The sequence below is a fragment of the Streptomyces sp. SID11385 genome (genome assembly GCF_010548245.1).
In the GTDB taxonomy this organism is placed as follows: Bacteria; Actinomycetota; Actinomycetes; order Streptomycetales; family Streptomycetaceae; genus Streptomyces.
Map to the genome: position 1 here is coordinate 1 of NZ_JAAGLR010000852.1, position 12,307 is coordinate 12,307.

Below are 12,307 nucleotides of genomic sequence, written 5' to 3' on the forward strand. Positions count from 1 at the left end.
CTTGCGGACCGCGACGGCGGGCGCCGCGGCGGGCGCGCTCGCGGCGCCCGCCGCCTGGGCGGTCCTGCCGACCTTGCTGCGGCTGCCGAAGATCCACTCCAGGATGCTCGCGAAGAACGCGAGCAGGTAGACGGCCATGGCCGAGTAGATGAGGACGTTACTGGTGTGCGCCAGGGTCTCGTTGGTTCCGGCGGCGAGATTCACTTCTGCGCCCCTTCGGCGTCGGCGGGGTTCTGAGGGTTCCGCGGGTTCTTCTGGTCCGGTACGGGTACGGGGTCGGCCTCGGCGGCCGGTGCGGGCTCGCCCCGTACGGGCTCCGCCTCCGTGACGTCAGGAGCTTCCGTCGCGTCAGGAGCTTCCGCGAGCCCCGGCGCCTTCGTGTGCACCGCGTCCACGAGCGCGGCGAGTTCCTCGGGCACCTTCGCCGACTCGCTGCGCCCGAGACCGGCGAACTCCACGACGGTCACGCCGTCGGCGCCCGTCGTGGCGCGCGCCCACACGCGGCGGCGCTGGATGAAGAGCGAGCCCGCGAGGCCGAGGATCGCCGCGACGGCGCCGCCGAGGGCGAGCCCGCCGCCGGGCTGGTGGGAGATCTGGAAGCTCGCCCACTCCTTGACGTCCTTCTCGAACGTGACCGAGCCGGCGCCGTTCGGGAGCTTCATCGTCTCGCCGGGCATGAGCTGCTTGGCGTAGATCTGCCCGTCCGCGGTCTTGAACTGCTTCATCTTCGCGGTGTCGAGCTGGTAGACGTTCTGTGGGACGCCGCCGTCGATGCCGAGGTCGCCGTGCCAGGCGTTGAGCGCGAGCACCGGGTAGTCGAGCCCGGGGAACGAGGACGTCATCGTCGTCCGGTCGATCGTCGGCAGGAAGCGGGCCTCGAAACCGAGCTGCTCCCGCTTCCCCTTCGCGTTCGTGTAGCCGTCCGCGACCTTCACCACGCCGGTCGCCGTGCCCATGCCGTCCTGCGGCAGCATCGCCACCGCGCCCTTGTAGACGACCTTGCCCTTGCCGTCGCGCACGGTGAACTGCGGCGCGTAGCCGTGCCCGTTGAGGAAGACCTTCGTGCCGTCCACGACGAGCGGGTGGTTCGGCTCGATCGCCTTGTGCCGCTCCGCGCCGTCCGCGCCCTCCTGGTACGAGACGTCCGCGCGATAGACGCGGGGCGTGCCGCGCTGGGGGCCCTCCTTCTCGTACGTGCCGGTGAACTTGTCCAGCGTGAAGCTGAACCGGTCCAGGTCGTCGTCGGTGAAGAGGCTGCCGCTCTTGAAGTCGTCGTACTGCGTCTTCGTGTTCGCGAAGCCGTCGCCCTCGACGATGAGCTTGCCGCCCTCGTACTTGAGGAGCGAGCCGCTCGCGAAGGCGACGAGCATGACGATCAGCGCGACGTGGAAGATCAGGTTCCCCGCCTCGCGCAGATAGCCCTTCTCGGCGGTGACGACCGCGCCGTCCCCCGTCGTGTAGCTGTCGGTACGGAAGCGGCGCCGCCGCAGCGCACCGCGCGCCCACTCCCGTACCTCCTCGGGGCTCGCCTCCGTGCGCCACGTCGCGTACGCGGGCAGCCGGTCGAGGCGGCGCGGGGCGCGGGGCGGGCGGCCGCGGAGCTGGCCGACGAACTGCCAGGTGCGCGGGACGATGCAGCCGATGAGCGAGACGAAGAGCAGGATGTAGATCGCGGAGAACCACACCGAGCTGTAGACGTGGAAGAGACCGAGCTTCTCGTAGACCTGCGCGAGCGTGTCGTGGGTCTGCTTGAACTCGGCGACCTTCAGCTCGTCGGTGCCCTGCTGCGGGATGAGCGAGCCGGGCACGGCGCCGAGCGAGAGCAGGAAGAGCAGGATCAGCGCGACGCGCATCGAGGTGAGCTGGCGCCACATCCACCGCACCCACCCGGTGACCTCGCGGCCGAGCCACGCCACGTACCCCGTGAGGCCGGGCTTGCGCATCCCGCCGAACGAGCCGGGGACGGCGTGCTCGACGGGGGCGGTGGAGAGCTGGGCACCGGCGGCGTCGAGACCTTCGTCGGCCCTGGCGTCGGTGTCGGTGTCGTGGGGGGTGGTGCTCATTCCTCAGATCCCTGTCTGGAAGTTCAAGACCCAGCTCTGCATGTGCTGCATCCAGGAGTCCCAGATGCCGGTGACCATGAGGAGCCCGGTCACGATCATCATCGTGCCGCCGATCCGGAGCACCCAGTGGTAGTGCAGCTTGACCCAGGAGAAGGCGCCGAGGGCCTTGCGGAAGACGAGGGCGGCGACGACGAAGGGGACACCGAGGCCGAGGCAGTAGGCGAAGGTGATGAGGGCGCCGCGCCCCGCGCTGGCCTCGTTGTAGGACAGCGCGATGGCCGAGGTGAGCGTGGGGCCGACGCAGGGGGCCCAGCCCACTCCGAAGGCGGCCCCGAGGAGGGGCGCGCTCACCAGTCCGGCGGTCGGGCGCAGGTGGAAGCGGAACTCGCGTTGCGAGACCCAGGGCATGAGTCCCATGAAGAAGAGGCCGAGCACGATCATCACCACACCCAGCAGGTGGGAGATGAGCGACTTGTGCTCCTGGAGGTTCTGCCCGAAGTACCCGAAGAGCGCGCCCGTCGAGACGAACACCGCGCTGAACCCCAGCACGAAGAGCGAGGCCCCGGCGAGCATCCGCCCCCGCTTCTTCTCGGCCATGTCGACGCCGCTGATCCCCGTGACGTACGACAGGTAGCCCGGCACGAGCGGCAGGACGCACGGCGAGAAGAAGGAGACGAGGCCGCCGATGACCGCGACCGGGACGGCGAGGAGCAGGGCCCCGCTCATCACCGTCTCGTTCGTGTCCCCGAGCGCCGCGAGGGCGTGCAGCCCCGCCGGGTCGAGCGCGCTCGCGCTCATCACTTCTCCGCAAGCAGGGGGTCGATCATCTTCCGCATCTTCGTGTAGTTGAGCGGCGTCAGCGCGCGGGCCGCGATCCGGCCCTCGCGGTCGATGACGAGCGTGGAGGGGATCGCCTGCGGGTTGAGGCTGCCCTTGGGGAAGCGGAGCATCAGCTTCCCGCTCGGGTCGTAGAAGCTCGGGTACTCCACGCCGAAGCGCTTCTCGAAGGCCTTCGCGGGGCTGCGGTCGGGGTCGCGGGTGTTGATGCCGACGAACTCGACGCCCTTGGCCTTCTCTTCCTTGGCGACCTTCGCGAGGTACGGGGCCTCCTCGCGGCACGGGGCGCACCAGGAGCCCCATACGTTCACGACGACGATCTTGCCCTTGTAGGCGGCGAGGTCGAGTGCGTCGCCCTCCAGCGAGGTGCCGGTGAGCGCGGGGGCGTCCTTGCGGTCCCCCGGCTTCACGGTCGCGATGCCGCCCTTGCCCGCGACGAATCCCGTACCGCCGGAGCCGCCCGAGCTGCCGGAGCCGCAGGCCGACAGGAGCAGCGCCGCGACGGCCGCCCCGGCGGCGCCTGTCGCGAGGGTGCGCGAACGGCGACGGGACGAACGGTGCGGGGCCAGGTCGGCCCGGGCGGAACGAGCACTCATGTGAAAAGTTTCGCATGTCGCCCCCCGGGATCTTCGACACCCCCCTCGGAGGGGGAAAACCGCACGTCAGGGGGTATTTCCGGAGTGCCGGAATGGGGGCTGTCGGGTGGCTTTGCGGGGGCTGTGGGGCAGGGCGGCACCGGCAGGCGGGCGACGCCGGACGGTCCGCGTCAAGGGCCGTCCGGCCCGTACTCCCGTACTCCCCTGCCCCTGCCCCTGCCCCCGTACCGTCCTCAGGCCCCGAACGCCTTGCCCTGCTGCGTCCCGCCCGCCTTCGCCGGCTTCGCGCCCGCGCGCAGGTGCGGGGGGACGAGGTCGAGTGCGGGTTCCGAGTAGCCGACCGAGACGAGGTGGTCGCCCCGGTAGGTGAGCGTCGTGAGCGAGGCGAGGGTGCACTGCCGCTTGCGCGGGTCGTGCCACAGGCGGCGGCGCTCCAGGTAGCTGCGGAGGATCCAGATCGGGAGCTGGTGGCTCACGCACACGGCCTCGTGCCCGCGCGCCTTGTCACGGGCGGCCTCGACGGCGGCGACCATCCGTACCGCCTGGTCGACGTACGGCTCGCCCCAGGACGGCTTGAAGGGGTTGACGAGGTACTTCCAGTTGTCCGGGTTCTTCAGGGCGCCGTCGCCGACGCCGAAGGTCTTGCCCTCGAAGATGTTCGCGGCCTCGATGAGGCGGCGGTCGGTCGCGAGGTCGAGCCCGTGGCTCTTCGCGAGCGGGGTCGCCGTCTCCTGGGCGCGCTCCAGCGGCGAGGCGACGGCGTACGTGATGTCGCGCGGCGCGAGGTGCTCGGCGACGCGTTCGGCCATCTCGCGGCCGAGCGCCGAGAGGTGGTAGCCGGGCTTGCGCCCGTAGAGCACGCCCTCGGGGTTCTCGACCTCGCCGTGCCGCATGACGTGGACGACGGTCAGCTCCGCGTCGTCGCCGTTGTTGTTCACCGAAGCCACGAGGGCCCGCCTTCCGCTGGTGCCGATTCCGCCGGTGCCGGTGCCGGCGGTTCCGTGATCGCTGCCGTGTGCATGGTCCTCACGCATTCTCGGGGGTGGCCCGCGCGGCGGCGCGGGCGGCCCCGGGCAGGGCGGCGGCGATGTGGTCGAGGGCGCGGTCGTCGTGGGCGGTGGAGACGAACCAGCACTCGAAGGCGGAGGGCGGCAGGTAGACGCCCTCGGCGAGCATCGCGTGGAAGAACGCGGTGTAGCGGAAGGAGTCCTGGCTCTTGGCGTCGTCGAAGTTCCGTACCGGCTTGTCGGTGAAGAAGACGGAGAACATGTTCGACGCGGTCTGCACCTGGTGCGCGACGCCCTCCTTGCTCAGCGCCTCGGTGACGAGGGCCTGGAGGCGCGCGGAGGTGGCGTCGAGCTTCTCGTACGCGGCGGGGTCGAGGAGGCGGAGCTGGGCGAGCCCGGCGGCGGTCGCGACGGGGTTCCCGGAGAGCGTGCCGGCCTGGTAGACGGGGCCGACCGGGGCGAGGTGGGCCATGACGTCGGCGCGCCCGCCGAAGGCCGCGGCGGGGAAGCCGCCGCCCATGACCTTGCCGAAGGTCATGAGGTCGGGTACGACGCCCTCGACGCCGTACCAGCCCGCGCGGCTCGTGCGGAAGCCGGTCATGACCTCGTCGGAGATGAACAGCGCGCCGTTCGACTCGCACAGTTCCTTCAGGCCCGCGTTGAAACCGGGCGCGGGCGGGACGATGCCCATGTTGCCGGGGGACGCCTCGGTGATGACGCAGGCGATCTCGCCGGGGTGCGCGGCGAAGGCGGCGCGGACGGCTTCGAGGTCGTTGTACGGGAGGACGAGGGTGTCGCCGGTCTGCGCCCCCGTGACGCCGGGGGTGTCGGGGAGGCCGAAGGTGACGAGGCCGGAACCGGCGGCGGCGAGGAGGGCGTCCACGTGACCGTGGTAGCAGCCGGCGAACTTCACGACCTTGGCGCGGCCCGTGAAGCCGCGGGCGAGGCGGATCGCGGACATCGTCGCCTCGGTGCCGGAGGAGACGAGCCGGACCTGCTCGGCGGGGGCGATGCGGGCGGTGATCTCCTCGGCGAGCGCGACCTCGCCCTCGACGGGGGTGCCGAAGGAGGTGCCGTGCGCGACGGCGGCCTGTACGGCCTCGATCACCTCGGGGTGGGCGTGGCCGAGGATCATCGGGCCCCAGGAGCAGACGAGGTCGACGTACGCGCGGCCGTCGGCGTCGGTGAGCCAGGCACCCTGCCCCGAGGCCATGAAGCGGGGGGTGCCGCCGACCGCGCCGAAGGCCCGCACCGGCGAGTTCACGCCACCGGGGGTGACCTGGAGCGCGCGGTCGAAGAGGCGCTGCGAGACGGGGGCTTCGTAGGGGTAAGGCTGGGTCACGGCGGTCTCTCAGGGGCTCGGCGGCGGGGCGGGGGCGGCTGTGCCGCGGGCCGGGGGCTTCCGCGGGCCCGGCTTCGGGACGGTCCCCGCGCGCGTCTGCGAAACTGGGGCCCGTACGGAACAGCTCACTCCCGCCATGGTGTCAGAGCCGCGTGCGATCTCCTGACCAGGGACCGGCGGCGGCCGTGACGCGGCGGGGGCTCGCGGGGTCCGGCGGGCATCCGGCCGATCCGGCGGGGCACGTTTCGGCGGGCTGGTGCGGGGGAGGTCAACGACACGATGATCGGGTTGTACGGCGAGGCCGTGCGACGCTGAGGGCAGTCGGGTGGACATATGCAACGCGGTGGCGGACTGGGCGAGGGGACCGGTGACCTCGGTCCTCGGCGTGCCAGGCGGGGACGGCACCGGCGCGACGACGACACGGAGGAGCGCCGCGACGTGCCCACAGGGGGGAGCGGGCGCATGGGGGTGACCTACAAGTACTTCGGCGCGCCCGACGGCGCGACGGCGGCCCGGGTCCCGGTCTCGATGCGGCCCGAGGAGCTGGGCGGCGACGAGCTGGGCATGAACGGGATGTTCACGAAGATCAAGCCGGAGACGATGGCGGCGATGGTCCTCACCGGCATCCAGGGCATACCCCTCTACCGCGTCCCGCCGCTCGAACTCGTCGTCCTGCACCCGGACTACGCCGTGGTCAAGCTCCCCATGACCGCGGTCGACCCGCTGCGCGGCATCGGCGAGGAGTCGGTGGGCGCCGCCGCCTTCATCTGGTCCACGGTCCCCGACCGAGGCGGCCCCCGCGACGCCTTCGACATCTACCGCCTGCTCCACGAGTGGCAGGACTTCAGCCAGCGGTTGCACGAGGCGGGACACCAGCCGTACTGCTTGGTGTGGCCGTAGGGGCGGGGGGCGGGCGCGCCCCATGGTGCGCGCCCGCCCGGATCAGCTCGCGTAGTCCTTGAGGATCTCCGTCTCCAGTTCGATGCGCAGGCCCGGCAGCGAGAAGGTCGCACCGAACGGGTACGACCGGATGGAGCGGTACTTACCCGCCTGCGGCTCGCTGTGCACGACCGACTCGCAGGAGTCGCGGTCGATGAGGAGGTAAATGGGGATACCCGCTTCGGCGTAGGCACCCGGTTTCTCCGTGCGGTCCCGGCGATCGGTGTCGCCGTCGTGCGAGGTGACCTCGACGGCCATGAGTGCCCCGTCCGGCTCGGCCCACTCCCCGTGGCCGGCGAAATGGCCCACGGGGGCCAGAGTGCCGTCGGGGCGCGCTCGTCCGGCGCGGTAGCTCTCGACACGCAATCCTCGCTCGACAAAAAGGTCGAGCTCCGGACGTGCCTGGATGCAGCGCCTCAGCAGCCACATCACAATGACGTCGTGATCGCCGTCCGGCACAGCCTTCACCCCGATTTTCCCGCCCAGGAACTCCAGAGTGACCGTCTCCGGCGTGTGCGCCGTCAACTCCTCGAAGTCCTCGGTGCTCATCTGCGGGCGGTGATCAACAGCTGTCGCCATGTGCCGCCTCCCTTCAAGTCCCGGTGTGGGGTTCAAGGGTAGCGGCCCGGCGCTGCCGAAGGGCTCCCTCACGCCACCCCGCTCGGCGGCTCCTGCGGGGTCGAGAGGGGGGGTTGCGGAGCCGAGTCCAGTGGGGGGCTGTACTCCTCCACCGGGGGGCGCGCGTTGTCGGCGGCCTCGGCCATCGAGACGGTCAGGAGGATGACCGCGTCGTTGACCGCGCGCAGGCCGTGGAAGGTGCGGGGGACGAGGAGGATCTCGCCCATGTCGACGACCGCTTCGGCGAGCGTGTCGGACTGGGGGCGGGTGATCCTCACGCGGCCCCTGAGGACCTGGAGGGTGGCCTCGTCGGGGCCCTCGTGGTCGGAGAGGTCGGTGCCCGCGCACAGTGCGATGACCGTCTGGCGCAGGGCGTGGCCCGTACCGCCCTGGAGGGTGCGGGCGGCGCGCTTCGAGGGGGACGCCATCGCTTCGAGGTGCAGCTCGTTCGCGACGGTGTCGAGCGAGATCGGTTCCATCAGCTCCATGGGACCAGCCTCACCCCATGCGGCGCCGCCCGCACGGCGAGAGCGCCGTGCGGGTATCCGCCGGGCCCGCGCTACTCCTCGCCGCGCAGCCGGGCGAGCTGCTCCGCGAAGGGCACGACCTCCTCGAAGGCGTCGCGCGGCGGACCGGGGCGGCTGCCCGTGCCGCAGGTGAGCGAGGCCAGCTCGCCGGCCGCGCGCGCCATCCGGGCCGCGAGCGGGCCGCCGTCCCCGGCGCCGTCGCCGCCCCAGTCCTCCGAGGCCGCGTAGACGCCGGTCGGCACGACGACCGCGCGCAGGTACGCGAAGAGGGGGCGCAGGGCGTGTTCCAGGGCCAGGGAGTGGCGCGGGGAGCCGCCCGTGGCCGCGATCAGGACGGGTTTGCCGGTGAGGGCGTCCTGGTCGAGCACGTCGAAGAACGACTTGAACAGGCCGCTGTACGAGGCCGAGAAGATCGGTGTCACGACGACCAGGCCGTCCGCGCGCGTCACGTGCTCCAGGGCCTCTTCGAGCCGCGGCGGCGGGAAGCCCGTCACGAAGGTGTTCGCGATGTCCTTGGCGTGGTCGCGCAGTTCGATGATCTCGGTCTCGACCGGCTCGTCCGGGTCCTTCGCGGCGACGGCGACGCGGACCGCCTCGGCGAGGCGGTCGGCGAGCAGCCGGGTCGAGGACGGGACGCTGAGTCCGGCCGAGACGACGACGAGTTTCATCGGGCACTCACTTCTTCCGGGGTCCGGCCTTCGGCGGCCTGCTCGGCGGCCACCCGCGCGGCGTGGGTCGGCGCGTCCGGTACGTCCGCCGGGCGGCCCTTGGCGAACTCCTCGCGCAGGACGGGGACGACCTCCTCGCCGAGGATGTCGAGCTGTTCGAGGACCGTCTTGAGCGGGAGCCCGGCGTGGTCCATGAGGAAGAGCTGCCGCTGGTAGTCGCCGATGTCGTCGCGGAAGGAGAGCGTGCGCTCGATGACCTGCTGCGGCGAGCCGACGGTGAGCGGGGTCTGGGCGGTGAACTCCTCCATCGTGGGTCCGTGCCCGTAGACGGGCGCGTTGTCGAAGTAGGGGCGGAACTCCCGTACCGCGTCCTGCGAGTTCTTCCGCATGAACACCTGCCCGCCGAGCCCGACGATCGCCTGCGCCTCGGTGCCGTGGCCGTAGTGCGCGTACCGGTTGCGGTACAGCCGCACCATGCGCTTGGTGTGGGACATCGGCCAGAAGATGTTGTTGTGGAAGAAGCCGTCGCCGTAGTACGCGGCCTCCTCGGCGATCTCCGGCGAGCGGATCGAGCCGTGCCACACGAAGGGCGCGACGCCGTCGAGCGGGCGCGGGGTGGAGGTGAAGGATTCGAGCGGGGTACGGAACTTCCCCGCCCAGTTCACGACGTCCTCGTGCCACAGCTTGTGCAGCAGGGCGTAGTTCTCGATCGCGAGCGGGATGCCCTCGCGGATGTCCTTGCCGAACCACGGGTAGACCGGGCCGGTGTTGCCGCGCCCGAGCATGAGGTCCATGCGGCCGTCCGCGACGTGCTGGAGCATCGCGAAGTCCTCGGCGATCTTCACCGGGTCATTGGTGGTGATGAGCGTCGTGGCGGTGGACAGGACGAGGCGTTCCGTCTTCGCCGCGAGGTAGCCGAGCATCGTCGTCGGCGAGGACGGCACGAAGGGCGGGTTGTGGTGCTCGCCGGTCGCGAAGACGTCGAGCCCGACCTCCTCCGCCTTCCGCGCGATGGCGAGGATCGCCTTGATCCGCTCGGCCTCGCTCGGGGTGCGGCCGTTGGTGGGGTCGGTGGTGACGTCGCCCACGCTGAAGATGCCGAACTGCATACCGGACTGCGTACCCATGGGTCTCGTCCACCTCTCGACTGGGCGTTTAGTTGAGGATTCAACCATACGTGTTGTCCGCGACAACGGAGAAGGGCGCGGGCCTATTCCACCCGCCGCGCACCGTCCCCTTCCAGGGCAGCACAGGGCGCGGGAGGGTGCAGGCGGAAGGCGCTGAGCTGGGGTTCTCGGGGCGGGGTACGGGCCCGGTCCGCCTCGGGGTCGCTCCTCAGTCCGTACGGACGAAGCCGCTGCTCGCGCCCACCACGCGGTGGCCCCGGCGCCCGTACCACTGGCGCGGCCAGTCCGCCGCGTCCGCGACGAGGAAGCGCACGCCGCAGCCCGCCCCGGCGGCGAGGTGCAGGGCGGTCGCGAGCACGGCGTCGCCGTGGCCGTGCCCGAGGTGCGCCTCGGCGGTCACGACGTCCTCGGTCTGCGCGATCCCGGCGGCGGGGTCGAGGTAGAGGTCGGCCCAGGAGGCGATCTCGCCGCCGTCCGTGTACGAGGCGAGGAAGCGCACGTCGCCGGTTCCGGCGAGCCTGCGCGGGCGGCGCGCGACGAGCTGGCGGAGCACCTCGGGCCCGGCCTCGGGCATCCACCTGCGGAGCTGCCTGCCGTACGGGCCGGACAGCTCGGCGGCGCCGACCTCGCGCACCGAGGCGGCGGGCGCGGGCACCGGGCCCTCGTGGACCATGACGACCTCTTCCTCCCGCGCGTACCCGGCGCGGGTCAGGACGTCCCCGTACGCCGCGGTGAGAGTCCCGTCGAGGAGGGCGAGGCGGCGGTGCGGGAGGTGGGCGAAGAGTTCGTCGGCGAGCGCGGGCAGGTCGTCGGGGGCGAGCTTCGGCTCCGTGAGGAGGAGCTGGTTGTGCTCGTGCGAGAGGGGGAACTCGTCGTCGAACACGGCGAGGCCGCCGGGGACCTCGGCGACGCGGCGCGCCTGGCGGCGGGAGACGGAGGCGCGGAAGCGGGTGAGACGCGCGGCGAGGGGGAGGTCGTGCACGGACCAGAGCGTACGGGGGCCTCCCGGCGGGGCGGCCCTCGTGGGGCTCCGCCCCACACCCCGCTCCTCAAACTCCCCCAGCCTTCGGCCGGGAGGTGCCCCCAGAGGGGCTGTTTTTACGCGCCGGTTTTCGCGGACGCCCGGAGGGGCCGCGGTTTCGTCGCGTGGCACCATCCAGCGGGTGAGCGTTTTCAAGTCCCTCGTCCTCTTCGTCTTCGCCGCCCTCTTCGAGATCGGTGGGGCCTGGCTCGTGTGGCAAGGGGTGCGCGAGCACAAGGGCTGGATCTGGATCGGCGCCGGGGTCGTCGCGCTCGGCCTGTACGGCTTCGTGGCCACGCTCCAGCCCGACGGCGAGTTCGGCCGCATCCTCGCCGCGTACGGCGGCGTCTTCGTCGCCGGGTCGATCGCCTGGGGCGTCGTCGCGGACGGCTACCGCCCCGACCGCTACGACATCACGGGCGCGCTCATCTGCCTGGCGGGGATGGCCGTGATCATGTATGCGCCCCGGGGCCACTGAGTCCCGCCGGGCCCCGCGCCTATGCTGGAAAACGCCCCGTAGCCGTCCGCGCCCCCAGGAGTCCGTCCATGACCGCCGTCCCCCGTACCGCCGTCGTCACCGGAGCCAGCGGGGGCATCGGTGCCGCGAGCGCCGCGCGGCTCGCCGAGGCCGGGTTCCGCGTCGTGCTGACCGCGCGCCGCGCGGACCGCGTCGAAGCGCTCGCCGCGAAGCTGCGCGAGGCGGGGCACGAGGCCGAGGCGTACGCGCTGGACGTCACGGACCGTGCGGCCGTGGACGCCTTCGCCCGCACGCTCGGCGAGGCGCACGTCCTCGTCAACAACGCGGGCGGCGCGCTCGGCGCCGACCCGGTCGCGAGCGGCGACCCGGACGAGTGGCGGCGGATGTACGAGGTCAACGTCCTCGGCACGCTGCACGTGACGCAGGCCCTGCTCCCCGCGCTCACCGCGAGCGGCGACGGCACCGTCGTCGTGCTCACCTCGACGGCCGGGCACGGCACGTACGAGGGCGGCGCGGGGTACGTCGCGGCGAAGCACGCCGAGCACGTGCTCGCCGAGACGCTGCGCCTGGAGATCGTCGGGACCCCGGTGCGCGTCATCGAGATCGCGCCCGGCATGGTCCGTACCGAGGGCTTCGCCCTCACCCGCTTCCACGGCGACGAGCAGAAGGCCGCGAACGTGTACAAGGGTGTCGCCGAGCCGCTGACCGCCGAGGACATCGCGGACACGGTCGCCTTCGCGGTGACGCGGCCGAGCCACGTGAACATCGACCTGCTGGTCGTACGGCCCCGCGCCCAGGCCAGCAACACGAAGGTGCACCGTGAGTCCTGAGCCGGGCCGCGCCCCCGAAGACCCTCTCGGAGCGGACCCGCTCGCCCGCCTGGAGCACGAGTACGACCAGCGCCGGCTCGCCGAGGAGAAGCGCAACGAGCGGTACCTGTGGTGGTACCTGGCCTACTTCCTCTTCGGCATCCACATCGTGGCCTTCGTGATGATCCTCGCGATCAAGCACGCGGGCTGAGACGGTGCGGGCGGGCTTCCGGCCGAGACGGTGCGGGCGCGGCGGCACCCCCGTGACCGCCGCG

Annotated in this window: 14 protein-coding genes and 1 pseudogene; 4 read left to right on the plus strand and 11 right to left on the minus strand. The window is 71.9% G+C overall.

Annotated elements, in window-relative coordinates; genetic code table 11:
- The 6 genes and pseudogenes from G3I42_RS25855 to hemL form a co-directional block, all read right to left on the minus strand.
- A pseudogene (locus tag G3I42_RS25855) lies at positions 1 to 204 on the minus strand (c-type cytochrome biogenesis protein CcsB); the annotation flags it as partial.
- Entirely contained in the window at positions 201 to 2,063 is a 1,863-nt protein-coding gene (locus G3I42_RS25860) for a cytochrome c biogenesis protein ResB (protein ID WP_239096677.1), read from the minus strand. The pseudogene G3I42_RS25855 and the gene G3I42_RS25860, both read right to left, overlap by 4 nt.
- Before the next feature lie 3 nt (positions 2,064 to 2,066).
- Positions 2,067 to 2,861, minus strand: coding sequence for a cytochrome c biogenesis protein CcdA (locus tag G3I42_RS25865; protein ID WP_164289807.1), 795 nt, complete (start codon positions 2,859 to 2,861; stop codon positions 2,067 to 2,069).
- Complete coding sequence (locus G3I42_RS25870; RefSeq protein WP_164289809.1) at positions 2,861 to 3,496, minus strand: TlpA disulfide reductase family protein; 636 nt, start codon at positions 3,494 to 3,496, stop codon at positions 2,861 to 2,863. Before G3I42_RS25870 ends, G3I42_RS25865 begins: the two co-directional genes overlap by 1 nt.
- Before the next feature lie 233 nt (positions 3,497 to 3,729).
- On the minus strand, positions 3,730 to 4,434 hold the full coding sequence (locus G3I42_RS25875; RefSeq protein WP_164289862.1) for a histidine phosphatase family protein: 705 nt from the start codon (positions 4,432 to 4,434) through the stop codon (positions 3,730 to 3,732).
- A gap of 88 nt (positions 4,435 to 4,522) precedes the next feature.
- On the minus strand, positions 4,523 to 5,845 hold the full coding sequence (hemL, locus tag G3I42_RS25880) for a glutamate-1-semialdehyde 2,1-aminomutase (RefSeq protein ID WP_164289811.1): 1,323 nt from the start codon (positions 5,843 to 5,845) through the stop codon (positions 4,523 to 4,525).
- Positions 5,846 to 6,178: 333 nt separating this feature from the next.
- Here hemL and G3I42_RS25885 point away from each other — a divergent pair, with 333 nt between their 5' ends.
- Complete coding sequence (locus G3I42_RS25885) at positions 6,179 to 6,745, plus strand: hypothetical protein (RefSeq protein ID WP_203607347.1); 567 nt, start codon at positions 6,179 to 6,181, stop codon at positions 6,743 to 6,745.
- Positions 6,746 to 6,787: 42 nt separating this feature from the next.
- On the opposite strand, the gene G3I42_RS25890 is transcribed toward G3I42_RS25885, so the two are convergent.
- From G3I42_RS25890 to G3I42_RS25910, 5 genes are all read right to left on the minus strand, one after another.
- Positions 6,788 to 7,363, minus strand: coding sequence for a Uma2 family endonuclease (locus G3I42_RS25890; protein WP_203607348.1), 576 nt, complete (start codon positions 7,361 to 7,363; stop codon positions 6,788 to 6,790).
- A gap of 68 nt (positions 7,364 to 7,431) precedes the next feature.
- Entirely contained in the window at positions 7,432 to 7,890 is a 459-nt protein-coding gene (locus tag G3I42_RS25895; RefSeq protein ID WP_164289813.1) for a cupin, read from the minus strand.
- Between the two features lie 71 nt (positions 7,891 to 7,961).
- Positions 7,962 to 8,597, minus strand: coding sequence for an FMN reductase (locus tag G3I42_RS25900; protein ID WP_164289815.1), 636 nt, complete (start codon positions 8,595 to 8,597; stop codon positions 7,962 to 7,964).
- Positions 8,594 to 9,706 carry an LLM class flavin-dependent oxidoreductase gene (locus G3I42_RS25905; RefSeq protein ID WP_164289866.1) on the minus strand — a complete coding sequence of 371 codons (1,113 nt, stop codon included), beginning with the start codon at positions 9,704 to 9,706 and terminating at the stop codon, positions 8,594 to 8,596. Before G3I42_RS25905 ends, G3I42_RS25900 begins: the two co-directional genes overlap by 4 nt.
- Positions 9,707 to 9,932: 226 nt before the next feature.
- Positions 9,933 to 10,706 (minus strand): GNAT family N-acetyltransferase, encoded by a 774-nt coding sequence (locus G3I42_RS25910; protein ID WP_164289817.1) that lies wholly within the window; start codon positions 10,704 to 10,706, stop codon positions 9,933 to 9,935.
- Between the two features lie 181 nt (positions 10,707 to 10,887).
- Here G3I42_RS25910 and G3I42_RS25915 point away from each other — a divergent pair, with 181 nt between their 5' ends.
- From G3I42_RS25915 to G3I42_RS25925, 3 genes are all read left to right on the plus strand, one after another.
- Positions 10,888 to 11,223 (plus strand): YnfA family protein, encoded by a 336-nt coding sequence (locus tag G3I42_RS25915; protein WP_164289819.1) that lies wholly within the window; start codon positions 10,888 to 10,890, stop codon positions 11,221 to 11,223.
- Between the two features lie 68 nt (positions 11,224 to 11,291).
- Positions 11,292 to 12,053 carry an SDR family oxidoreductase gene (locus G3I42_RS25920; protein WP_164289821.1) on the plus strand — a complete coding sequence of 254 codons (762 nt, stop codon included), beginning with the start codon at positions 11,292 to 11,294 and terminating at the stop codon, positions 12,051 to 12,053.
- Positions 12,043 to 12,243 (plus strand): hypothetical protein, encoded by a 201-nt coding sequence (locus tag G3I42_RS25925; protein WP_164289823.1) that lies wholly within the window; start codon positions 12,043 to 12,045, stop codon positions 12,241 to 12,243. Before G3I42_RS25920 ends, G3I42_RS25925 begins: the two co-directional genes overlap by 11 nt.
- Positions 12,244 to 12,307: the final 64 nt, after the last annotated feature.